We start from the raw sequence: 21,877 nt of genomic DNA, 5'->3' as shown, positions 1-21,877 counted from the left end.
ACCCCGTAATGTTGAGCTCGTGACCGTGAACGCTAAGACCAGCCCGAGCGCTGGCAACACCTGGCGAAACCTGCCCGCGGCGCAGCAGCCCGAGTACCCCGACGCCGAGGCTCTGCGCGCAGTGATCGCGGACCTCGAGTCGTATCCGCCGCTCGTCTTCGCAGGCGAGTGCGACCAGCTGCGCGCCCGGATGGCGGCCGTCGCCAAGGGAGAGGCGTTCCTCCTCCAGGGCGGCGACTGTGCCGAGGCCTTCGACGCGGTGTCCGCCGACCACATCCGCAACAAGCTGAAGACGCTGCTCCAGATGGGCGCCGTGCTGACCTACGCGGCCTCCGTGCCCGTGGTGAAGGTCGGCCGGATCGCCGGGCAGTACTCCAAGCCCCGCTCCAAGCCGACCGAGACCCGCGACGGCGTGACGCTCCCGGTGTACCGGGGCGACTCCGTCAACGGCTTCGACTTCACCGAGGCCAGCCGCATCCCGGACCCCGAGCGGCTGAAGCGCATGTACCACGCGTCGGCGTCCACGCTGAACCTGGTGCGCGCCTTCACCACCGGCGGCTACGCCGACCTGCGCCAGGTGCACGCCTGGAACCAGGACTTCGTGCGCACCTCGCCGTCGGGCCAGCGCTACGAGCAGCTCGCCCGCGAGATCGACAACGCGCTGAACTTCATGCGGGCCTGCGGCACCGACCCGGAGGAGTTCAAGACCGTCGAGTTCTTCTCCTCGCACGAGGCGCTGCTGCTGGACTACGAGTCCGCCCTGACCCGGGTCGACTCCCGCACCGGCAAGCTGTACGACGTCTCGGCCCACATGGTGTGGATCGGTGAGCGCACCCGGCAGCTGGACCACGCGCACATCGAGTTCGCCTCGCAGATCCGCAACCCGATCGGCATCAAGCTCGGCCCGAACACCACGGCCGAGGAGGCGCTGCAGTACATCGACCGCCTCGACCCCGAGCGGGAGCCGGGCCGGCTGACCTTCATCGTCCGCATGGGCGCCGGCAAGATCCGCGACAAGCTCCCCGAGCTGGTCGAGAAGGTCACGGCGTCCGGTGCCACGGTGGCCTGGGTGACCGACCCGATGCACGGCAACACCTTCGAGGCGGCCTCCGGGCACAAGACCCGCCGCTTCGACGACGTGCTCGACGAGGTCAAGGGCTTCTTCGAGGTGCACAAGGCGCTCGGCACCCACCCGGGCGGCATCCACGTGGAGCTGACCGGCGACGACGTCACCGAGTGCGTGGGCGGCGGCGACGAGATCTTCGTCGACGACCTGCACCAGCGCTACGAGACGGCCTGCGACCCGCGGCTGAACCGCAGCCAGTCGCTGGACCTCGCGTTCCTCGTCGCGGAGATGTACCGGGACCAGTGAGTACCGGAAGGGGCGCGGATCACACCGGATCCGCGCCCCTCCCTCTTTGCGGGCCCCGTGGGGATGGGTAAGGTTAGGTTTGCCTCACCGAGATACGGGACGGCAGTACGGACGGCGATCCCGTCGGGAGGTGAATCCGCGTGTACGTGTGCAGTTGCTTCGGCATCACCGAGGACCAGGTGAAGCAGCACGCGGACAACGGTGCCTGCACCCCCCGCCAGATTGCCTCCGCCTGCAAGGCGGGCACGGACTGCGGCTCGTGCGTCCGCCGGATCCAGGCCATCCTCGGCCGGGGCGCCTGCCCGCGCCGTGAGCTGGCCGACCAGGGCAGGCCGGCGCTGGCGGAGATCCCCACGGACACGGACACGGACGTCCCCAGGGCGGCCTAGGGCTCAGCTGCTCTCCGGCTGTTCGATCAGCTGGGCGAGGTAGAGCGCCTCACCGAGCTTCTCCAGCAGCTCCAGCTGGGTGTCGAGGTAGTCGATGTGGTGCTCCTCGTCGGCGAGGATGTCCTCGAAGATGTTGGCGGACGTGATGTCCCCCTTCTCGCGCATCACCTTGATGCCCCGCCGCAGCCGGTCGATCGCCTCGACCTCGATCTGCCGGTCGGCCTCGAACATCTCCCGCACCGTCTGCCCCACCCGGACGTGGAAGAGCCGCTGGTAGTTGGGCAGCCCCTCCAGGAACAGGATCCGGTCGGTGAGCACCTCGGCGTGCTTCATCTCGTCGAACGACTCGTGCCGCGTGTACTTGGCGAGCTTGTACCAACCGAAGTTCTCCTGCATCTTCGCGTGCAGGAAGTACTGGTTGATCGCGGTCAGCTCGCCGGTGAGCTGCTCGTTGAGGAACTCGATGACCTCGGGGTCGCCCTGCATCGCAGCGGCTCCTTCCACACGGGATATCGGGAGAGGGTGCGGCGGCATGATTGCACCGGCAACGAAGATCGTCCAGTAAGTGCGTACTTAGTAAGTACGTGCTGAGTTGATGCAGCTTGTCCGATTCGGGGGAGGGTGGTCAAGGGCACTGCCCGAGGTCTGTCAGGATGGATACATGGGTCATCCGGTGGAGCGAGAGTCTGGGGCAGCGGCCGGGTCCGAGCTTCCGCCGGGTCAGCGGCTCCAGCGGGGCTGGCCGGTCACGCACTACGGGCCGGTCCCGAAGTTCCGGCCCGAGCGCTGGGAGTTCCGGGTCTTCGGCGCCACCGCCGACGGGGACAAGCACACCTGGAACCACGAGGAGTTCACGGCCCTGCCGTACACCACCGTGGTGGCCGATCTGCACTGCGTGACGAAGTTCAGCATGGTCGGCGCGGAGTGGGGCGGCATCCCGGCCCGCGCCGTCCTCGACCTGGCCCCGCCCGCGCCGGACGTCACCCATGTGATGGTCTGGGCGGAGTACGGCTTCAGCTCGAACCTGCGCCTGTCGGACTTCGCCTCCGACCGCACCCTGTTCGCCACCCACAAGGACGGCGAGCTGCTCACCGCCGAGCACGGCTTCCCGGTCCGCCTGATCGTGCCCCACCTGTACGCCTGGAAGGGCCCGAAGTGGGTCCGGGGCGTGGAGTACATGACCGCCGACCGCCGCGGCTTCTGGGAGGAGCGCGGCTACCACAACATCGGCGACCCCTGGAAGGAACAGCGCTACTCCTACCAGGAGCAGCCCGGGGACGGCCCCGAGCTCTGACCCCGGCCCTCGGGTGTGTCAGTGGTGGTACCGGTGCACCACCGCGTGCCCCTTGCCCCGGCCGATCATCCACTTGTTGACCGGGGTGGTCACCGCGAAGGCGATCACGAGCGAGGCCGCGAGCGAGATCCAGAACAGCGCGTCGCCCAGCATGGCGTCCATCGCGGACGGCCAGACCGCGATCACCCCGTTGTCGATCAGCTCCATCACGGCGATGGACAGCGTGTCCGCGGCCAGCGCCACCCGGAAGGCCGTACGGAAGCCGACACCGGCCCGCAGGATCCCGCGCAGGGTGAGCGAGTAGCCGAAGAAGAAGGCCAGCACGATCGCGAGCAGGGTGGTCGCCAGGTTGCCCCAGCCCAGCGCCGTGCCGACGACCATGCCGAGCACCTCGCCGATGGCGCAGCCGGTGAGGCAGTGCAGGGTGGCCTGCGCGGCCGTGCCCCAGCCGGCCCCGCCCGCGTGACCGGTGTGGTGCGCGTGGTGGTGGACGTGTTCCGTGTGCGCCTCGTGCTGCATGACGTACCCCCATGTCGGACGACGGCTCCTGTGCAGGACAGGAACCGTATACCCCCCAGGGGTATTCCCCAAGGGGTTATGCGTCGCGCAGTTTCTTCAGCCGCTCCACGTCCGCCGCGTGCCCCTCCTTGCCGCCGGGCGTCTCGATGACCAGCGGGACGCCCTCGGTCGCGGGGTGCGTCATGAGCGCCCGGAACGGGTCCTCGCCGATGTGGCCGGCGCCGATGTTCGCGTGCCGGTCCTTGTGCGCGCCCACCACGTCCTTGGAGTCGTTGGCGTGGATCAGCTTCAGCCGGCCCTCGCCCACGGTGTCCACCAGCAGGTCCAGGGTCTGGTGCATGCCGCTCGGCCCGGTCAGATCGTGGCCGGCGGCGAAGACGTGGCAGGTGTCCAGGCACACGCCCAGCTTCGGATGGGCGTCCAGCGCCTCGAAGTACGGCCCGAAGTCCCAGGTCCGCGAGCACAGCGAGGCGCCCTGCCCGGCGGTCGACTCCAGCAGCAGGAACGGGTCGTCGTCGTGGGTCAGCTCGTCCAGCAGCGGCAGCAGGTGCTCGCGCACCTGCTTCAGCGCGACGTCCCGCGCCCGCCCGCCGGTCGCGCTGCCGGTGTGCACGACCACGCCCAGCGCGCCGATCTCCCGCCCGCGCCGCAGCGAGTGCCGCAGCGACTCCACCGACCGCTCCACCGTCGCCTCGGTGTGCGAACCGAAGTTGATCAGGTACGGCGCGTGCACGTACGCCGGGATCGACTCCTCGGCGCACGCCGCGCGGAACGCCTCGTCCTGCCGCGGGTTGCCGGGCGGAGTGGCCCAGCCGCGCGGGTTGGCGACGAAGACCTGCACGGTCTCCGCCTTCAGGTCACGGGCGTACGACAGCCCCACGGAGTGCAGACCGCCGGCCACCGGCACATGGCCGCCGACGGGGTTGCGGGGGAGGGAGGACGGAACAGGACTCACCCGTTCAGGGTGTCATGTCCGCCCTCGCGCCCGGGCCGCGGTCGCCGGTGAGACCGGTCACCGGACGGTGGTCACGGGAGCGTGGTCACCGGATGGTGATCGTGATCGTCGATCCCTTGGGCGCCTTGTCGCCGCCCGCCACCGACTGCTTCTTCACGGTGTCGCCGAACAGCCCGAGCAGCCCGCGGTCCTCGTCCACCTCGAATCCGGCGGCCTCCAGGGCCTCGTGCGCGTCGTCCACGCTGTCCCCGGTCACGTCCGGGACCTCGATCATCTCGGGGCCCTTGGACAGGGTCAGCGTCACCGTGTCGCCCTCGGCGGCCCGGCTGCCCTCGTCCGGGCTCTGCGCGGCGACCTGCCCCGCGTCGTACTCGGAGTTGATCCGCCCGGCCGCGATCTTCACCTTCAGCCCGGCGTCCGTCAGCTCCTGCCGGGCGCTGTCCACGTCGTCGCCGGTGACGTCCGGCACGTCGACGGGGCTGCCCTTGCTCACGATCAGCGCGATCGCCGAGCCCGCGTGCCGCTTGGTGCCCGCCTCCGGCGTCGTACCGACCACCGAGCCCCTGGCGACGTCCTCGCTGAACTCGCGGGTGACCATGCCCGGCTCCAGGCCGTCCGCCTTCAGCCGCGCCTGCGCCTTCGCGAGCGGCTGCCCCTTCACGTTCGGCACGTTCACCGTCTCCGGGCCCAGCGACACGGTCAGCGTCACCGCGTCATGGTCCCGGATCCGCGCGCCGGGCGCCGGGTCCGAGCCGATCACCGTGCCGCGCTTCACGGTGTCGCTGTACGCCCGCTTCACCTGGCCCACGTCGAGACCGGCCGCGCTCAGCCGGGACCGCGCCTGCGCCTCGGTCTTCGCCAGCAGCGGCGGCACCTTCGTGAACTGGCCGGAGTTGATGTACCAGACCCCGGCGCCCACGCCGAACACCACCAGGACGGCCGCGATCACCGCGAGCACCGCGCGCGGGGGCCGCCCCGGGCGCCGGCGGGGCGGCACGGGCGGGCTCTGGAAGCGGGCGGTGCGGTCGACCCCGTCCCCGGCGGCGTCCGCGTCCTCGTCGACGGGCAGCGGCCGGGGCACCGTCAGCGCGCGCGGGATCACGCTCGTGCGGTCCTCGGCGTTGTCGTGCTCCGCGGTCAGCGCCTGCGGCGGCACCGCGTCCAGCTGCTCGTCGGTCAGCGTCAGACGGGCCTCGCGGACCTGGGCGAGCAGCGCGACGGCGTCGTGCGGCCGGATGTCCGGGGTGCGCGCGGTGGCCGACGCCACCAGCTCGTCCAGCACGAACGGCAGGCCCGGCACCAGCGCCGAGGGCGGGGGCACGTCCTCGTGGAGGTGCTTGTAGAGCACCTGGGCCGGGGAGTCCCCGGAGTGCGGCTTCCCGCCCGTCAGCATCTCGTACAGGACCACACCGCACGCGTACACGTCGACGCGCGCATCGGTGGTGCCCCGCTCGATCTGCTCCGGCGCCAGATAGGAGACGGTCCCGAGCACGGCACCGGTCGTGCTGGTCACCGTGTCCACGGAGCGCACCAGCCCGAAGTCGGCGACCTTGACCCGGCCGTCGTCGCCTATCAGCACGTTCTCCGGCTTCATGTCCCGGTGCACGAACCCGGCCCGGTGCGCGGCACCGAGCGCGGCGAGCACCGGCTCCAGGATGTCCAGCGCGGCTCGCGGCTGCACCGCGCCCCGCTCGCGCAGCACGTCCCGCAGGGTGCAGCCGGCGATGTACTCCATCGCCAGGTAGACGTACGACCCGTCGGTCCCCTGGTCGAAGACCTGCACCACGTTGGGGTGGTCGAGCCGGGCGACCGACTTCGCCTCCCGGATGAACCGCTCGACGAAGGTCCCGTCGGCCGCGAGCGTCGGGTGCATCACCTTCAACGCGAGCACGCGGTCCAGACGGGTGTCCAGGGCCCGGTACACCGTGGCCATCCCGCCGGCCGCGACGCGCGCGTCGACGCGGTACCGGCCGTCGAGCACCTGCCCGAGGAGGGGGTCCTGAAGGGTCGTATCCACGCAGGGGAGTCTACGAGGGGGCACCGGCGGTTCCCGCGCCGAGACCGCTTTCCCCCCGGCACTGCAGCCGACCTGTGACGCACCCACGACCTTGCGGCCGCCGACGGCGAGCGGGAACGGGCGGTGCGCGGGCGGGAGACCGCACGCAGCCGCGGCACCGGTCAGAACGCGGGACGCTCGGGATCCAGCACGGCCAAACCCTCCGCAGGGGACGACGCCTCGGCGAGATAGCGGCGCGGGATCCGCCCGGCCGTCCGGGCCAGCCGCCCCGCCTCCACCGCGAGCCTCATCGCGGAGGCCATCCGCTCCGGCTCCTGAGCCCGCGTCACCGCGGAGGCCAGCATCACCCCCGCGCACCCCAGCTCCATCGCCAACGCCACGTCGGACGCCGTACCGGCCCCCGCGTCCAGGATCACCGGCACGCGCGCGTGCTCCACGATCAGCTGGAAGTTGTGCGGATTGCGGATGCCCAGCCCGGACCCGATCGGCGACCCCAGCGGCATGACCGCGGCGCACCCCACGTCCTCCAGCTTCCGCGCGAGCACGGGGTCGTCGTTGGTGTACGGCAGCACCGTGAACCCGTCGTCGACCAGCGTCTCCGCCGCCTCCAGCAGCTCCACCGGATCCGGCAGCAGCGTCCGCTCGTCGGCGATGACCTCCAGCTTCACCAGGTCGGTGCCGAGCGCCTCCCGGGCCAGCCGGGCGGTCAGCACGGCCTCACCGGCGGTGAAACAGCCCGCCGTGTTCGGCAGCACCCGGATGCCGAGCTTCTCCAGCACCGACAGCACCGAGCCGTGCACGGAGGGGTCCACCCGGCGCATCGCGACCGTGGTCAGCTCCGTGCCGGAGGCGATCAGCGCCCGCTCCAGCACGTCGAGGCTGGGCGCCCCGCCCGTGCCCATGATCAGCCGGGAGGTCAGGGTCAGGTCACCGAGGACCAGGGAATCGTCGGCCACGGCTCAGCCCCCCTGCACGGCGGTGAGGACCTCGACCCGGTCGCCGTCGGCTAGGGCGGTCGTCGCCCACTGCGCGCGCGGGACGACGGTCTCGTTGACGGCGGCGGCCACCCCGCGCGGCGCCGCGGTGAGGGTCCGGACGAGGGTGTCGAGGACGGTGCCCGGGGCGATCTCCCGGCGCTGTCCGTTGACGGAAATCAGGACCGGGCTGTTCATGCGGGCTGCTCCAGCTTCTCCGTGAGTGCGGCGCCGAAGCGCTGCGGGGCGAACGGACGGGCTTCCTCCGGCAGTTCACCGGAGACCAGGGTGTGCGCCAGCACGTCCCCGGTGACCGGCGTGAGCAGCACCCCGTTGCGGTGGTGCCCGGTGGCCAGCAGCAGCCCGGCCAGGCCGGACGGGCCGAGCAGCGGCGCGTTGTCGGGGGAGCCGGGGCGCAGTCCGGCCCGGGTCTCGGTGAGCGGCAGCTCGGTGATGCCGGGCACCAGCTCATGGGCGTCGCGCAGCAGCTCGTACACGCCCCCGGCGGTGACCGTCGTGTCCCAGCCCAGCTCCTCGCTGGTGGCGCCGACGACCAGTTCGCCGTTCTCCCGCGGCACCAGGTAGACGTGGCTGCCGCGCACCACGGCCCGGACGGTCCGGCTCAGGAACGGCGCGTACCGGCGTGGCACGGTCAGCCGCAGCACCTGCCCCTTGACCGGCCGCACCGGCGGCAGCAGCTCGTCCGGCACGCCCGCGAGCCGCCCGCTCAGGCTGCCCGCCGCGAGCACCACCTGGTCCGCGCGCAGCGCGGTGCCGTCCGCCGTGGTGACCCCGGCGGCCCGGTCCCGCACCACGTCCAGCCGCTCCGCCCACGCGCGGTGGAACACCACACCGGCCCGCTCGCACGCGGCCACCAAAGCCGCCGCCAGCCGGCGCGGGTCGATCTGGTGGTCGGCGTCCACCCGCAGCCCGCCGCGCACCCCCGGCGCCAGCATCGGCTCCAGACGCCGGCAGTCCCGCCCGGACAGCCACTCGGAGGCGAGCCCCGAGCGCTGCTGGAGTTCGTGCAGTTCCCGCAGGTGGGCGCGGTCGTCGGCGTCCAGCGCGACGGCGAGGGTGCCGCAGCGGCGGTAGCCGAGGTCGTGGCCCGTTGCTTCGGCCAGCTCGGCCGCGAAGCCGGGGTAGCGGCGGGCCGATTCCAGGTTCAGGGCGAGCAGGGTCTCCTCGCCGTAGTGCAGTTCGGTGACCGCGGCCAGCATCCCGGCCGCGACCTGGGCGGCCCCGCCGCCGGGCTCGGGGTCCACCACGGCCGTGGCGAGCCCGCGCTGCGCCGCGCGCCAGGCCGTGACCAGGCCGATGATTCCGCCCCCGATGACGAGGACGTCGGACGTACGTGACGACATGGGCGTCCAGCCCCTCCCTTCGCCGGCATGACCCGGATCAGGTTCGTACGGTCGGAGGCCGCCAGCCTCCCTCTCAGCCCGGTGCGTCCGGGCTCCCGCGAGTGCTTGTACGGTGGCCACCCTAGCCCGCAGCCCTCCTCACCCGTAAGGGAGCCCCGTTCCGTGGCCCGGTCGCTCGACGGACTGATCCTCGCCCCCGTGGCGGACCAAGCCCCAGGTCAGGTGGGCACCCGCACCCGTTTCACGTACCACGAGCAGGACGGCGGGATCTGGGCCGAGTACGCCGGCGGCGACGTGGTGCGCGGCCATCTGGTGGGCACCCGGGAGGGGGACCGGCTGGACTTCCGGTACGTGCAGCTGAAGACCGACGGGACGACCGCCTCCGGGCACTGCGTCTCGACGGTGGTCGAGCTGCCGGACGGGCGGGTGCGGCTGGAGGAGAGCTGGGAGTGGGAGTCCCAGCCGGGCTCCGGCACGAGCGTTGTGGAACAGGTCACCGGTCGGGCCCCCTGACTGACAGATCGTCAATTGTCTATGGTGATCGGGTGAGCGAGCAGACAGCGGAAGAGGGCACGGCGGCGGGACGGCGCGTGGTCGTCGTCGGCGCGGGCATGGCCGGGGTGCAGACCGCGGTCGCCCTGCGCGAGCAGGGCTTCCGGGGCGTCGTGACCGTCATCGGCGCCGAGCCGCACCAGCCGTACGACCGGCCGCCGCTGTCGAAGGCGGTCCTGCTGGGCAAGGCCGAGGACTCCGCCTTCGAGGTGGACTTCGACTCCCTCGGGGTCGAGCTGCGGCTCGGCTGCGAGGTGCTGGGCCTGCGCCCCGCCGAGCACGAGCTGGACACCGAGGCGGGCCCGGTGCCGTACGACGTCCTGGTCCTCGCCACCGGCGCCGAACCGATCCGGCTGCCCGGCGCCGAGGGCGTGCCCGGCGTGCACCTGCTGCGCACCCTGGACGACGCCGAACGGCTCCGGCCCGTGCTCGCCCGCCAGCACGACATCGTGGTCGTGGGCGCCGGCTGGATCGGCGCCGAGTTCGCCACCGCCGCCCGCGAGGCCGGCTGCGCGGTGACGGTCGTGGAGGCCGCCGAGCACCCGCTCGCCGGCGCCCTGCCCGCCGAGGTCGCCGCGCCCATGGCCGCCTGGTACGCCGACGCGGGCGCGGAGCTGCGCACCCGCGCGCGCGTGGAGCGCGTCGAGCCCGGCGAGGTGGTGCTCTCCGACGGCACCCGGCTGCCCGCGGGCGCCGTCGTCGTCGGCATCGGGGCCCGCCCCGCCACCGCCTGGCTCGCCGGCTCCGGCGTCGAGCTGGGCCCGCACGGCGAGGTCCTCACCGACGACCGCCTGCGCGCCTCCGTGCCGGACGTGTACGCCGTCGGCGACTGCGCCTCCTTCCCCTCGGCCCGCTACGGCGAACGGCTCCTCGTCCACCACTGGGACAACGCCCTGCAGGGCCCGCGCACGGTCGCCGCGAACATCCTCGGCGAGACCCCGGCGGTCTACGATCCGGTGCCGTACTTCTGGTCCGAGCAGTTCGGCCGGTTCGTGCAGTACGCCGGCCACCACGCCGCCGCCGACCGCCTGGTGTGGCGCGGTGACCCGGCGGGCCCGTCCTGGACGGTGTGCTGGCTGCGCGAGGGCCGCCTGGTGGCCCTGCTGGCGGTGGGCCGCCCCCGGGACCTGGCCCAGGGCCGCCGGCTGATCGAGGCGGCCCGGATCCTGGATCCGGTCGCCCTGTCCGACCCGGCCCGCCCCCTGAAGGACGCCACGGCCGACTGAGCGCCCCGCAGGGGTGCGGGGAACCGCGCGAGCAGCCACGACGCACGCGGACGGCCGATGACAGATCGCGGCCGGTCCGGCGAAGCGCCTACGCTTGTGTCCGTGACCGAGATTGACGCAAAAATTGATGCTCTCGTCCCCGCCTGGCTCACTCTCCCCGACATCGCCGACATGCTCGGTGTCGAGGTGACACGCGTCCGGCAGCTGGTCAAGGAGGGCCAGCTCATCGCCGTGCGCCGTGGTGAGAACAAGGCGCTGCACGTCCCCGCCGCCTTCATCGACGGGGACAAGGTCGTCAAGGGCCTGTCCGGGACCCTGACGCTCCTGCGGGACGACGGCTTCACGGTCGAAGAGATGATCGAGTGGCTCTTCACCCCCGACCCGACCCTGCCCGGCACCCCCGCGCAGGCCCTGAGCGAGAATCGCGGCACGGAGGTGAAGCGCCGCGCCCAGGCGCTCGCCGTCTGAGCCGACCCGCAGCAGGAGGTGGCGTGCGGACCGGACGCCCGTACGCCACCGCCCCGGACCGCCGGGGACACCGACACCACGGGGGGACCCACGCATGTCCGACACCGCCCGCGCCGCGCTCGCCGGTGCCCGCCTGTACCTGTGCACGGACGCCCGCAAGCGCCAGGGCGACCTGCCCGAGTTCCTGGACGCGGTGCTGGCCGGCGGTGTCGACATCGTGCAGCTGCGCGACAAGGGCATGGAGGCCGCCGAGGAGCTGGAGCACCTCCAGGTCTTCGCCGAGGCCTGCGCCCGGCACGGCAAGCTGCTCGCGGTCAACGACCGGGCGGACGTCGCCCACGCCGCCCGCGCCGGCGTGCTCCACCTCGGCCAGGGCGACCTGCCGGTCCCCGCGGCCCGCGCCATCCTCGGCGACGGCGTCCTCATAGGCCGCTCCACGCACGCCGAGGCCGAGGCCGCCGCGGCCGCCGTCCAGGAGGGCGTGGACTACTTCTGCACCGGCCCCTGCTGGCCCACCCCCACCAAGCCCGGCCGGCACGCCCCCGGCCTCGGCCTGGTCCGCTACACGGCGGGCCTCGGCACCGACCGCCCCTGGTTCGCCATCGGCGGCATCGACCTCGCCACCCTGGACCAGGTGCTGGACGCCGGTGCCCGCCGGGTGGTCGTGGTTCGCGCGATCACCGAGGCGGACGACCCGGGCGCGGCCGCCGCGGAGCTCGCGAAGCGGCTGCGGAACGCCGACTAGAGCCTTTCTGTCCACGTGCTGGACAGGACAGCGACAAATCGGGCAAATATCCGGCATCCGGTTGGGAGACCGCCCACCCCTGGCTAACCTGCCCGTATGGCCCTCGGAACCGCATCCACCAGGACTGATCGCGCACGGACCGTGCGCGACATCCTCGCCACCGGCAAGACGACGTACTCGTTCGAGTTCTCGGCGCCGAAGACCCCCAAGGGCGAGCGGAACCTGTGGAGCGCGCTCCGGCGGGTCGAGGCGGTCGCCCCCGACTTCGTCTCCGTGACCTACGGTGCCGGCGGCTCCACCCGCGCGGGCACGGTCAAGGAGACCGAGCAGATCGTCGCGGACACCACGCTGACCCCGGTCGCCCACCTCACCGCCGTCGACCACTCCATCGCCGAGCTGCGCAACATCATCGGCCAGTACGCGGACGCCGGCATCCGCAACATTCTCGCCGTGCGCGGCGACCCGCCCGGCGACCCGATGGGCGACTGGGTGCCGCACCCGCGGGGCCTGACCTACGCCGCCGAACTCGTCCGGCTCATCAAGGAGTCGGGCGACTTCTGCGTGGGTGTCGCCGCCTTCCCGGAGATGCACCCGCGCTCCGCGGACTGGGACACCGACGTCGCCCACTTCGTGGACAAGTGCCGTGCGGGCGCCGACTACGCCATCACACAGATGTTCTTCCAGCCGGAGTCGTACCTGCGGCTGCGCGACCGGGTGGTGGCCGCGGGCTGTGACACCCCGGTGATCCCGGAGGTTCTGCCGGTCACGAGCGTGAAGATGCTGGAACGGTTGCCGAAGCTCAGCAACGCACACTTCCCGGACGCCCTGAAAGAGCGGATCCTCTCAGCGAAGGACGATCCGGCGGCGGTACGCTCCATCGGTATCGAGTTCGCCACGGAGTTCTGCGCTCGGCTGCTGGCCGAGGGAGTGCCCGGACTGCACTTCATCACGCTCAACAACTCCACGGCGACCCTGGAAATCTACGAGAACCTGGGCCTGCACCATCCCCCGCAGGCCTAGACCGGCCGCACCGCGATACGACACACTGCGTAGCGGTCACTGGGAGAGGGGCGTACATGGGCTGGACGGTCCTCTACATCGCGTTCGGCGTCGTCGCGCTGTGGTTGCTGGGCGAGGTGCTGCTGCAGTACAAGGCGCGGCTGCGCTGGCGCCTCCTGGCCTTCGCCGGCTTCCTCGGCGTCGTGCTGGGCGTGCTGATGCCGTCCGTCATCGTGATCGGGCTGGGTGCGATCGCCTTCGCCGTCGGCCAGACCTACGTCACGCTGTCGTTCCGCCGCGGCTTCGCCTCCGGCTGGGCGGTCAAGCGGCCCGAGGCCGAGGCCGAGGCCGGCGGCGGCAGCAAGCGCCGCCGCGGCCGGGCGGAGCGGACCGGGGCGGGCTCGCGGGACGACGCCGGGTTCGCCGCGGCCGCCGACGACCAGGCCCCCGGCCAGGACGTCCACGGCTCCGGCCGGACGCACGGCGACTACGACGACGACTACGACCGCGACGACGTCTTCACCCCGGCCGCCTCCCGCACGGCCGAGCCCACCGCCGCCGAGACCACCGCGGTCTACGAGCCGCAGCCCCTCCCCGACGACACCGGCACCTACGGCGTCTACGGCGACCCCGCCCACGCGAACGCCGCCCCCGCGGGCACCGCCCAGCAGAGCTACGCCTACGACTACTCCGGCTACGGCCAGCAGGGCTACGGCTACGACACCGCGGGCCAGCAGGGCTACGCCAACTACTCCGACCCGTACATCGGCAATCAGTCCTACGGCTCCTACGACCAGGGCTACGGCCAGCAGTACGGGCAGCAGCAGGGCTACGCCGAGGACCCGTACGCCACGGGCGGTTACGGCCAGACCCCGGCCGGCGGGGTGTGGGTGCCGCAGCAGCGCACCGACGAGACCTACGGCGGCGAACTCCCGCAGGAGCAGCCGTACCCGCACACCACGGGCGGCCAGCAGCCGCAGCCCGGGGTCGGGTACGACGAGCAGTACCGCTTCTGAGGGCCCGCCCGGCGCGCGTCCGTCACCGCGCGTCCGTCACTGCGAGCCGCGGAACTCCGGCCCCTCCACGATCAGTCCGGCCACCAGCGCACCCGACATGCCGGCGTGCGGGAGACCGCCGCCGGGGTGCGACCAGCCGCCGGCCGTGAACAGCCCCGGCACCGCCGTGGTGTTGGCCGGATGCAGCACCCCCTCCGGCCCGGCCAGCGCGGGCGGTGGAACCGCACCGCCCGTCGCGCCCGTCTCCCGCTCGGTGTCCAGCGGGGTGCGGACCTCCCGCCACAGCACCCGCTCGCGCAGCCCCGGTACGGCACGCTCGGCGGCGGCCACCAGCCGGTCGGCGAAGGCGTCGGCGGCCCCCGGCGCGGCCCAGTCGTACTCCGCGGCGGACGGCACGGTCGCCGTCAGCACCACGGACTCGTGGCCGGCGTCGGGGCGCAGGGCCGGGTCGTCCGGCCGGTCCACGACGACCTGCGGCAGGTCGGGCAGCACCCCGTGCCGGAACAGGTCCAGATCCCCGTCGGCGTCGGCCGAGTGCACCACCGTGCGGTGCACCGCTCCGGACTCCCGGGCCCCGCGCAGCGCCAGGCACACGACCACCCGGCCCGGATAGCGGTCCTCGGGGTCCAGGGGCACGTCCCCCGCGCCGTACAGCTCCCGGTCCGGGAGCAGGCCGCGCAGCCGCCACGGACCCGCGCCGACGACGAAGTCCGCCTCGGCCACCGTCCGGTCCGCCAGCTCCACCCCGGCCGCCCGGCCGTCCTTCTCCAGCACCCGCACCACCTCGGCGCCGAACACGAACTCCACCCGGCGCTCCAGGCACCGCTCGTACACCGCGCGCGCCAGCTCCCGGACTCCGCCGCGCACGTACCAGGTGCCGAAGGCGTGCTCCATGTACGGCAGCACGGCGGCGCTCGCCGGGGCGATGTCGGGGTCGACGCCGTACGCGAGCGCGTACCCCGCCAGCAGCTGGACCAGCCGCGGGTCGCGCAGCTCCCGTCTGCCGATCTCGAAGAGCTTGACCACCCGGTGCGTGCGCAGCAGCCGCTTGTACCGGGTGCCCGGGTACGGCTCCTTCTCGACCAGCACCTCCCAGTTGGGCCACAGCGGTTCCTCCAGCAGCGGCCGGCGGGTGCGGTCCCAGGCCTCGCGGGCGCGCACCAGGAAGTCGCCCCAGCGCTCGCCCGCCCCCGCGCCCAGCGCCTCGTCCAGCGCCGCGACCACGCCCGCGCGGGAGGCGTTCGGCAGGTACACCTCCGTGCCGTCCGCGAAGACGTGCCGCGACGAGGGGTCGACCTGGACCAGCTCGACGCGGTCCTCCAGCGGCTCCTTGCCGGTCTTCAGGAACAGATCGCGGTACACCGCGGGCAGGGTGAGCAGTCCCGGGCCCGTGTCGAAACGGAAGCCGTCCCGCTCGAACCGGCGCACCGCACCGCCGTACGTCTCCGTCCGCTCGTACACCACCACCCGGTGGCCCGCGACGGCCAGCCGGGCGGCAGCCGCCATCGCGCCCATCCCGGCGCCGATCACCGCAATCCGTGCCATGCCTGTGACTTTATCGACCACCACCGACAACCCGGCCGCCGGGCGGCACGGCGCGTGGGGACGGGCGCGGATTGCTGAGTACAGGTACTCAGACCGCGAGATGAGTACGTGTGCGGATGGGGCGCGGGCCGCCGGAACGAGAGAGTGGAGGCACGGCAGGGGGCGTGGCCCGGCACCGCCGACACGGGGCGGCGGAACGGCGCCCGCCCGCCGGCCGCTCCTTCCGCCGATCCGTCGGCGGAAGCGAGACACGGGGGCCCTGGGGGAGAGACCACCACGGGGGTCCGCACGGGGGAGCCCGTACGGGAAGGAAGTACGGGGGCAACGGGGGAAACACCGGGAGAACGGGGATCACGGGGGATCACGGGGGAATCCCGGTGGCACACGGGGGAACGGAAGGCGCCGGTCCGGCAGCGGACCGGGCGCGTAACGTCGGCCTCCCGGGGCCTCAGGGCCGAGTGCGTGTAGAAGAAAAAACGAGACGCGTAACCGCCCCTGGAGCAGCCGGGACAGGGCCGCGTGGACGTCGTCCAGGGAGCGCTCCGGCTGGAAGGACTTCCAGTCCAGCGCGGCCACCAGGACCATGCCGACCAGCGCCGCCGCCGTCAGCTGGATGTCGATCTCGTCGCTGAACTCGCCGGCCGCCACGCCCTCGCGCAGCACCCCCTCGACCACCGCGACCGCCTCCTGCCGCACCACCATCAGGGTGGACTGCCAGGCCCGGTTGGTGCGCCACAGCTCGGCGACGTACAGCTGGGTGAAGGCCGGGTAGCGGTCGATGAAGACCAGTCCCGCGCGGACCATCGCGTCCAGCGCGTCCACCTTGCCGCCGCCCTCGCGTGCGGTCTGCTCGGCCGCCTCCTTCAGGGAGGCGGTGAGCAGGCCGACGCCGTGCCTCAGCAGCTCCTCGAAGAGAACGGATTTGCTCGCGAAGTTGTAGTAGACCGTTCCCTTCGCGACCCCGGCCCGCTCGGCGATCTCGTCCACCGTGGTCGCGGAGAAGCCCTGCTCGGCGATGAGGGTGACGGCCGCCTCGTAGAGCTTCTGCCGGGTGGCCTCGCGGCGCGTGCTGCCGCCGGCCTTGGCGCTGGTGCTTTCCATGGCCCCGATTCTCACAGGTACGCGCGCGTGCGGACGCCGCCCCCGGATCACAGGCTCAGTTCCGGGTGCAGCCGGTCCGGCGTCCACACCTGGCGGCGGCGGGCCGCCAGCGCGGTCAGCGCGAGCGCGCCGGCGGTGAACGCGGCGAGCACCCCGCACGCCTGCCACACCGGGCCGAGCCCGCCGCCCGTGATCAGCCGGCGCAGCGCCTCCACGATGTAGCTCATCGGCAGGAACGGGTGGATGGCGTTGAAGAAGCCCGGGCTGGTCTGCACCGGATAGGTGCCGCCGGCCGAGGTCAGCTGGAGCATCAGCAGCGCGAGCACCAGGATCCGGCCGGCCGGGCCGAAGCGGGCGTTCAGCCACTGCACGATCGCCGCGAAACAGGCCGTGACCAGGCACAGGAAGCCGATCGTGCCGGCCGCCCGCAGCATCTGCAGCCCGATCGCCCAGTGCAGCACGGCCATCAGCGCGGCCACCTGGAGCACACCCACCGCGACCACCGGCAGCCAGCCGGCCAGCGCGATGCGCCAGGTGGAGGAGCCGGCCGCGAGGGCCCGCCGGTTGAGCGGCGGGATCAGCATGTAGGCCACCATCGCGCCGACCCACAGGGACAGCGGGATGAAGTAGGGGGCGAACCCGGTGCCGTAGTTCGGCGCGTTGTGCAGGTCGTGGGAGGCCAGCTGGACCGGGTCGGCCATCACGTCGGTGCGCCGGTCGCGGTCCTGCTTATCGTAGTCCGGGATCTTCTTCGCGCCCGAGTGCAGGCCGCCGGCCAGCTTCCCGGAGCCGTCCGAGAGCTTGTACAGGCCGCCGTTCAGGGTCTCGGCGCCCGACTTCGCGGTGCCGATGCCCTGGTCCAGGGTGACCGCGCCGGTGTGGGCGGTACCGATCCCGGTGTGCAGCTTCTCGGCACCGGCGGCGACCTTCTGCGCGCCGGTGTTCAGCTTGTTGATCTTCTTGACGGCGTCGTCGACGTCCTCGTACAGGTGCGGGGCGCGCGCGGCGAGGGCGTCGGCCTGCTTGCGCAGCGTGCCGAGGTTGTCCCGCATCGTCTTCAGGTCGCCGTTCTGGTCGGCGATCAGCGTGTTGAGGTCGTCGGCGACGGTGGCGACCTCGGCGGCGGCCGTCCTCGCCCGCTTCAGCTCCGGGCAGGCCGGATCGGCGAGGGCCGCCCCCTCGCAGCGCTCCCGGTAGATCTTGTCGAGGAGGGCGGAGGAGGCGTGGGCGATCTTCGCGGCGGCCGGCGCGCGCTTCACCAGCACGTCCAGGTTGTCTTTCACCGCCTTCGCCGAGTCGGAGACCAGCCGGGCGGTGTCCCCGATGGTCTTCTCGTTGGTCCTCAGGAACGGGCCCGCCTCGGCGTACACGCCGTTGACCTTGTCGGCGAGCGCCTGGGTGCCGTCCGCGACCTGCCGCGAGCCCTGCTGGAGGTCGCCGGAGCCGGTGTCGAGCTTCTTGAGGCCCTTGGCCAGCTTGCCGCTGCCGCCCTTGGCCTCCTTCAGCCCGTCCGCGAGGTCCTTGGAGCCCTTCTCCGCCTTCCCGATGCCGCTGTTCAGCTTGTCCGCGCCCTGCGCCGCCGTGACGGTCTTGTCGTGGATGTCGGAGAAGGACACGAAGATCTTGTCCAGGAAGCCCCGGGAGGCCTTCGCGGACGCCGCCGAGCGCACCTCGTTGAAGACGGTGCGGGAGATCTGGCCGACGATGTAGTTGTTCGCGTCGTTGGTGCGCACCCGGAGGGCGCCGGTCTCCGGGGAGTCGCCCGAGCTGGACGCGATACGGCGGCTGAAGTCGGCCGGCATGGTCAGCGACAGGTAGTAGGTGCCGTCCTCGACGCCCGCGCGGGCCTCCTCGTCGCTCACCTCGTGCCACTCGAAGGTCCGGCTGTCGCGCAGCCCGTCGACGATGTCGTCGCCGGCGGTGATCTTCTTCCCGCCCGCCGTGGCGCCCTTGTCGTCGTTCACCAGGGCCACCGGGATCCGGTCCAGGCGGCCGTAGGGGTCCCAGAAGGACCACAGGTACAGGGCGCCGTACAGCAGGGGCAGCACGAGCAGCGCGACCAGGGCGGCGCGCGGCAGCCTGCCGCGCCCGAAGCGCCTCAGCTCAAGCGCGGCCAGCCTCGGTGAGCGCATCGCCGGTCTCCTCCTTCTCCTGCTCGGGCTTCTCCTGGCCGGGCTTCTTCGGCTCGGGCTTCCGCGGCTCGGCCGGCGTCCGCTCGGTCTCCGTCCGCTCGGTCCGCACGGTGACGCAGTCGCCGGGGGCGGTGCGGCACACGGCGGCGACCGTCGTCCCCGCGCGCGTGAGGGACCGCAACACGTCCCAGATCCCCTCGCGTTCGGCCTCGGAGAGCTTCATGTCGATGTCGTCCACGCCGAGCAGCCGGGGCCGGCCGAGCAGGGCCAGCGCGAGCGACAGCCGCACCTCCTGCGGCCGCTCCAGGTCGCGTACGGCCGTCCGGGAGCCCTTCGGGAGCGTCTCCAGGTCGAGCCCGGCGGCGGCCAGGGCCGCGTCGACCCGCAGCCGCGCCTCGTGCGTGCGCTGGGCGCGGGGCCGCAGCAGCTCGCGCAGGGAGTCGTCGAACCGGCGCTGCAGCAGGGCCCGTTCGCGCAGGTGCTCGCCGACGGTGAGGGCCGGCTCCAGGTCGGTCACGCCGCTCACGTTGGCCACCGCGCTGACCCGGCGCAGGCCCGCCATGTGCCGGGGGAGTTTGAACCCGGCGACAGCGGCCACTCCTTCGGTGGGTTTCATCCGTCCCGTGAGCGCGAGCAGCAGGCTCGTGCGGCCGGAGCCGGACGGTCCCTCGATCGCGATCAGTGAGCCGGGCTCCGCCTCCAGGGTGATGCCGCGGAAGGCCCACCCCCGTGGTCCCTTGAGTCCGAGGCCCTCGGCCCTGACGTCCGCGCCGACCGTGGCATCCACTGGCCCCCCTGCGTGGCAAATTTGAACTGACTGGTCAGTGCAAAAATACGCCCGAACCTGTGGTCGAGGCAAAAGCGCAGGTCAGAACGGATTGTCAGTGGCATACCGCACGATGGGCACATACGGCATTCGTGCCGTCACCCAGACGACAGGAGGTTCGTCATGGCCCACTCGTCCGCAGCCGCCGCCCGCCGGCGCCGCGCCACCGGCCCTGCCCCCTCACTGACCGGCCCGGCGAGCGACGTGCACCCCGTGCTCCGCCGGGCCACGGCCCCGCCCGCCGCCCTCGACCTGCTCGCCCAGGCCCGCGCCGGACTGGAGGAGGCCACCGTCCTGGACACGCCGAACGAGCGCTACGCGACGGCCCACCTGGCCGCCCTGCGCACCGCCGCCGCCGTGCTCGCCGCCCGGGGCCGGCCCGAGACCTCCCCGCGTCGCCGGGCCCGCATCCGCAGCGCCTGGGAGGTGCTGCCCGAGATCGCGCCCGAGCTGACCGAGTGGAGCGCGCTGTTCGCCTCCGGTGCCGCGCGCCGCGCCCGCGCCGAGGCGGGCATCCAGGGCGCGGCCGGGCAGCGGGACGCCGACGACCTGATACGTGACGTGGCGATGTTCCTCCGCATCGTGGAGCGGATGCTCGTCCTCCAGCCGGCCCTGCCCCAGCCCCGCCAGGACACCGACAGCGTCACCGGCCCCGGCAACGGGACCGGCACCGGCGCCGACGGCCCCGGGAAGGGAGGCGGCCTGCCGGACGCGGGCTGACCACGCGGCGTGCCCCGGCCGGGCACGCGGCGTCCCGCGCGGCCGCGTCCCGGTGTCCGCCGCGCGAGACGCCACAGGTCGTACACCGCCGCGGTGACCAGGCACGGCACGGAAGCAATAGGGTGGACCTCTGCTGACGTTCGCCCTGCCGAGGAGTCATCTCGTGTCGGACCCGACGCGCCCCCGCGCCTCTCTCCGTACCGCCGTGGTCTGGGAGGTCCTGCAGGACGCCCTCGACCGCCGGGTCAAGGCCACGGGCCGGGACTCGCTGGACGTCCTCGACACCGGCGGCGGCAGCGGCAACTTCGCCGTGCCCCTCGCCCGCCTCGGTCACCGGGTCACCGTCGTCGACCCCAGCCCCAACGCCCTGTTCGCGCTGGAGCGCCGCGCCGCCGAGGCCGGTGTCGCCGACCGGGTCAGGGGCGTCCAGGGCGACGCGCACGGCCTGTTCGACGTGGTCGAGCGCGGTGGCTACGACGCCGTCCTGTGCCACGGCGTCCTGGAGTACGTGGACGACCCGGCCGAGGGCATCCGCAACGCGGTCGCCGCGCTGCGCTCCGACGGCGTGCTGAGCGTCCTCGCCGCCGGCCTCGGCGGAGCCGTGCTGGCCCGCGCCCTCGCCGGCCACTTCACCGAGGCCCGGCAGGCGCTCACCGACCCCGACGGCCGCTGGGGCACCGGCGACCCGGTGCCCCGCCGCTTCACCGCCGAGCAGCTCACCGCGCTCGTCGAGGCCGCCGGCCTGCGGGTCGGCGCGGTGCACGGCGTGCGCGTCTTCGCCGACCTCGTGCCCGGCGTCCTGGTGGACACCGAGCCCGGCGCCCTGGACGCGCTGCTGAAGCTGGAGGCCGCGGCGGCCGAACTGCCCGCGTTCCACTCGGTGGCCACGCAGCTGCACGTGCTCGGTGAGACGACGGGTGCCGCCGAGGCCTGAGCGGCCACCGGCACCTGGGCGCACCACCGGGGCGAGCCGCTGATCAGCATCTCGGCGGCGGATGGAGTACGCCACAAGCCCCCCGATCGAGGGGTTTGCGCCGTATGATCGAGGTACACCACCCGGCATGACGGGTCGGCCGCCGGGGAATGCAAGCCTCAGCGAGCCGGGACGGCCATGACGGTTCCGGTTGGCCGATTGGCGTAGAGGGGCGGGTTTCACGGGGGCGATTCCCTGCCTATCCTGAAGGGACCCCCCGGGTCGCCCCCGGCGACTGCACGATGAGGAGGACTCCGTGCCGCTCTCTGAGCACGAGCAGCGAATGCTTGAGCAGATGGAGCGAGCGCTGTACGCCGAAGACCCCAAGTTCGCGTCGGCGCTTGAGGGAAACGGGCTGCGGACGTACACCCGGCGGCGGGTCTACCAGGCGGTCGCAGGCTTCCTCGTGGGTATCGCGCTCCTCATGGCCGGAATGGTCGCGCAGCTGATCTGGGTCAGCGTGGTCGGTTTCCTCGTCATGCTGGGCTGTGCCGTGCTCGCCGTCACCGGCTGGCGCAAGGCCCCCAAGCCGGGGGAGCAGCCCCCGGCCGGAATGCGCCGTCCGGCGCGTCCCAAGCGCTCCATGATGGACCGGATCGAGCAGCGCTGGCAGCGCCGCCGGGACGAACAGGGGCACTGATCCCCGGCGCTTCCCGCGCCGGCCACAGCAGACACGAGTGAGGGGCGGCC

22 protein-coding genes, 1 pseudogene and 1 riboswitch are annotated in these 21,877 nt (G+C 72.9%); of the genes and pseudogenes, 12 read left to right on the top strand and 11 right to left on the bottom strand.

Annotated features, from left to right (window positions below; all coding sequences use genetic code 11):
• The first annotated feature begins 19 nt into the window (after positions 1 to 19).
• Both ABZ923_RS22985 and ABZ923_RS22980 read left to right on the top strand, forming a co-directional pair.
• Complete coding sequence (locus ABZ923_RS22985; RefSeq protein WP_361474837.1) at positions 20 to 1,372, top strand: class II 3-deoxy-7-phosphoheptulonate synthase; 1,353 nt, start codon at positions 20 to 22, stop codon at positions 1,370 to 1,372.
• Positions 1,373 to 1,512: 140 nt separating this feature from the next.
• A complete protein-coding gene (locus ABZ923_RS22980; RefSeq protein ID WP_361474835.1) occupies positions 1,513 to 1,761 on the top strand; it encodes a (2Fe-2S)-binding protein in 249 nt (82 codons plus the stop codon).
• A gap of 3 nt (positions 1,762 to 1,764) precedes the next feature.
• Here ABZ923_RS22980 and bfr read toward each other — a convergent pair whose 3' ends face one another.
• Positions 1,765 to 2,247, bottom strand: a complete 483-nt coding sequence (gene bfr, locus ABZ923_RS22975; protein ID WP_361474833.1) for a bacterioferritin — start codon at positions 2,245 to 2,247, stop codon at positions 1,765 to 1,767.
• 175 nt (positions 2,248 to 2,422) lie between these two features.
• On the opposite strand from bfr, the gene ABZ923_RS22970 reads away from it, so the two are divergent.
• Positions 2,423 to 3,055, top strand: coding sequence for a sulfite oxidase-like oxidoreductase (locus tag ABZ923_RS22970; RefSeq protein ID WP_361474831.1), 633 nt, complete (start codon positions 2,423 to 2,425; stop codon positions 3,053 to 3,055).
• 18 nt (positions 3,056 to 3,073) lie between these two features.
• Here ABZ923_RS22970 and ABZ923_RS22965 read toward each other — a convergent pair whose 3' ends face one another.
• The 6 genes from ABZ923_RS22965 to thiO all read right to left on the bottom strand — a co-directional run bounded on the left by ABZ923_RS22965 (position 3,074) and on the right by thiO (position 8,884).
• Entirely contained in the window at positions 3,074 to 3,574 is a 501-nt protein-coding gene (locus tag ABZ923_RS22965) for a DUF4396 domain-containing protein (protein ID WP_361474829.1), read from the bottom strand.
• Between the two features lie 76 nt (positions 3,575 to 3,650).
• Positions 3,651 to 4,529, bottom strand: coding sequence for a deoxyribonuclease IV (locus ABZ923_RS22960; RefSeq protein WP_361474827.1), 879 nt, complete (start codon positions 4,527 to 4,529; stop codon positions 3,651 to 3,653).
• An 85-nt stretch (positions 4,530 to 4,614) separates the two neighbouring features.
• Positions 4,615 to 6,546, bottom strand: coding sequence for a Stk1 family PASTA domain-containing Ser/Thr kinase (pknB, locus tag ABZ923_RS22955; RefSeq protein ID WP_361474825.1), 1,932 nt, complete (start codon positions 6,544 to 6,546; stop codon positions 4,615 to 4,617).
• 161 nt (positions 6,547 to 6,707) lie between these two features.
• Complete coding sequence (locus ABZ923_RS22950; RefSeq protein WP_361474823.1) at positions 6,708 to 7,502, bottom strand: thiazole synthase; 795 nt, start codon at positions 7,500 to 7,502, stop codon at positions 6,708 to 6,710.
• 3 nt (positions 7,503 to 7,505) lie between these two features.
• On the bottom strand, positions 7,506 to 7,718 hold the full coding sequence (gene thiS / locus ABZ923_RS22945) for a sulfur carrier protein ThiS (RefSeq protein WP_361474821.1): 213 nt from the start codon (positions 7,716 to 7,718) through the stop codon (positions 7,506 to 7,508).
• Positions 7,715 to 8,884 (bottom strand): glycine oxidase ThiO, encoded by a 1,170-nt coding sequence (gene thiO, locus ABZ923_RS22940; protein ID WP_361474819.1) that lies wholly within the window; start codon positions 8,882 to 8,884, stop codon positions 7,715 to 7,717. Before thiO ends, thiS begins: the two co-directional genes overlap by 4 nt.
• Positions 8,882 to 8,993: riboswitch (TPP riboswitch) on the bottom strand. It overlaps the preceding gene by 3 nt.
• Before the next feature lie 53 nt (positions 8,994 to 9,046).
• Between thiO and ABZ923_RS22935 the strand changes: the two genes are divergently transcribed.
• From ABZ923_RS22935 to ABZ923_RS22910, 6 genes are all read left to right on the top strand, one after another.
• Positions 9,047 to 9,397, top strand: a complete 351-nt coding sequence (locus tag ABZ923_RS22935; protein WP_361474817.1) for a hypothetical protein — start codon at positions 9,047 to 9,049, stop codon at positions 9,395 to 9,397.
• A 32-nt stretch (positions 9,398 to 9,429) separates the two neighbouring features.
• Positions 9,430 to 10,662 carry an FAD-dependent oxidoreductase gene (locus tag ABZ923_RS22930; protein WP_361474815.1) on the top strand — a complete coding sequence of 411 codons (1,233 nt, stop codon included), beginning with the start codon at positions 9,430 to 9,432 and terminating at the stop codon, positions 10,660 to 10,662.
• 102 nt (positions 10,663 to 10,764) lie between these two features.
• Positions 10,765 to 11,130: an Rv2175c family DNA-binding protein gene (locus ABZ923_RS22925; RefSeq protein WP_356116560.1), complete on the top strand. Its 366-nt coding sequence runs from the start codon at positions 10,765 to 10,767 to the stop codon at positions 11,128 to 11,130.
• 94 nt (positions 11,131 to 11,224) lie between these two features.
• The gene (gene thiE / locus ABZ923_RS22920) at positions 11,225 to 11,875 is read left to right on the top strand and encodes a thiamine phosphate synthase (protein ID WP_361474813.1); all 651 of its coding nucleotides are present in this window, start codon (positions 11,225 to 11,227) and stop codon (positions 11,873 to 11,875) included.
• Positions 11,876 to 11,971: 96 nt separating this feature from the next.
• Positions 11,972 to 12,895: a methylenetetrahydrofolate reductase [NAD(P)H] gene (gene metF, locus ABZ923_RS22915; RefSeq protein ID WP_361474811.1), complete on the top strand. Its 924-nt coding sequence runs from the start codon at positions 11,972 to 11,974 to the stop codon at positions 12,893 to 12,895.
• Positions 12,896 to 12,951: 56 nt separating this feature from the next.
• Complete coding sequence (locus tag ABZ923_RS22910; RefSeq protein ID WP_361474809.1) at positions 12,952 to 13,890, top strand: hypothetical protein; 939 nt, start codon at positions 12,952 to 12,954, stop codon at positions 13,888 to 13,890.
• 36 nt (positions 13,891 to 13,926) lie between these two features.
• Here ABZ923_RS22910 and ABZ923_RS22905 read toward each other — a convergent pair whose 3' ends face one another.
• From ABZ923_RS22905 to ABZ923_RS22890, 4 genes and pseudogenes are all read right to left on the bottom strand, one after another.
• Positions 13,927 to 15,435 carry an NAD(P)/FAD-dependent oxidoreductase gene (locus ABZ923_RS22905; RefSeq protein ID WP_361474807.1) on the bottom strand — a complete coding sequence of 503 codons (1,509 nt, stop codon included), beginning with the start codon at positions 15,433 to 15,435 and terminating at the stop codon, positions 13,927 to 13,929.
• A gap of 486 nt (positions 15,436 to 15,921) precedes the next feature.
• Positions 15,922 to 16,536: pseudogene (locus ABZ923_RS22900) on the bottom strand (TetR/AcrR family transcriptional regulator); the annotation flags it as partial.
• Between the two features lie 47 nt (positions 16,537 to 16,583).
• Complete coding sequence (locus ABZ923_RS22895; RefSeq protein ID WP_361474805.1) at positions 16,584 to 18,668, bottom strand: YhgE/Pip domain-containing protein; 2,085 nt, start codon at positions 18,666 to 18,668, stop codon at positions 16,584 to 16,586.
• Positions 18,640 to 19,455, bottom strand: coding sequence for an ATP-binding cassette domain-containing protein (locus ABZ923_RS22890; RefSeq protein ID WP_361474803.1), 816 nt, complete (start codon positions 19,453 to 19,455; stop codon positions 18,640 to 18,642). The genes ABZ923_RS22895 and ABZ923_RS22890 overlap by 29 nt, the downstream gene beginning before the upstream one ends.
• 162 nt (positions 19,456 to 19,617) lie before the next feature.
• Between ABZ923_RS22890 and ABZ923_RS22885 the strand changes: the two genes are divergently transcribed.
• The 3 genes from ABZ923_RS22885 to ABZ923_RS22875 all read left to right on the top strand — a co-directional run bounded on the left by ABZ923_RS22885 (position 19,618) and on the right by ABZ923_RS22875 (position 21,827).
• Positions 19,618 to 20,214: an SAV_6107 family HEPN domain-containing protein gene (locus ABZ923_RS22885; RefSeq protein WP_361474801.1), complete on the top strand. Its 597-nt coding sequence runs from the start codon at positions 19,618 to 19,620 to the stop codon at positions 20,212 to 20,214.
• 163 nt (positions 20,215 to 20,377) lie between these two features.
• A complete protein-coding gene (locus tag ABZ923_RS22880; RefSeq protein ID WP_361474799.1) occupies positions 20,378 to 21,148 on the top strand; it encodes a methyltransferase in 771 nt (256 codons plus the stop codon).
• Between the two features lie 295 nt (positions 21,149 to 21,443).
• The gene (locus tag ABZ923_RS22875) at positions 21,444 to 21,827 is read left to right on the top strand and encodes a DUF3040 domain-containing protein (protein WP_361474797.1); all 384 of its coding nucleotides are present in this window, start codon (positions 21,444 to 21,446) and stop codon (positions 21,825 to 21,827) included.
• The last annotated feature ends 50 nt before the right edge of the window (positions 21,828 to 21,877 follow it).

It is taken from the genome of Streptomyces sp. NPDC046881 (assembly GCF_040645015.1).
Classification (GTDB): domain Bacteria; phylum Actinomycetota; class Actinomycetes; order Streptomycetales; family Streptomycetaceae; genus Streptomyces.
This window is presented reverse-complemented; position numbering and strand designations above follow the sequence as displayed.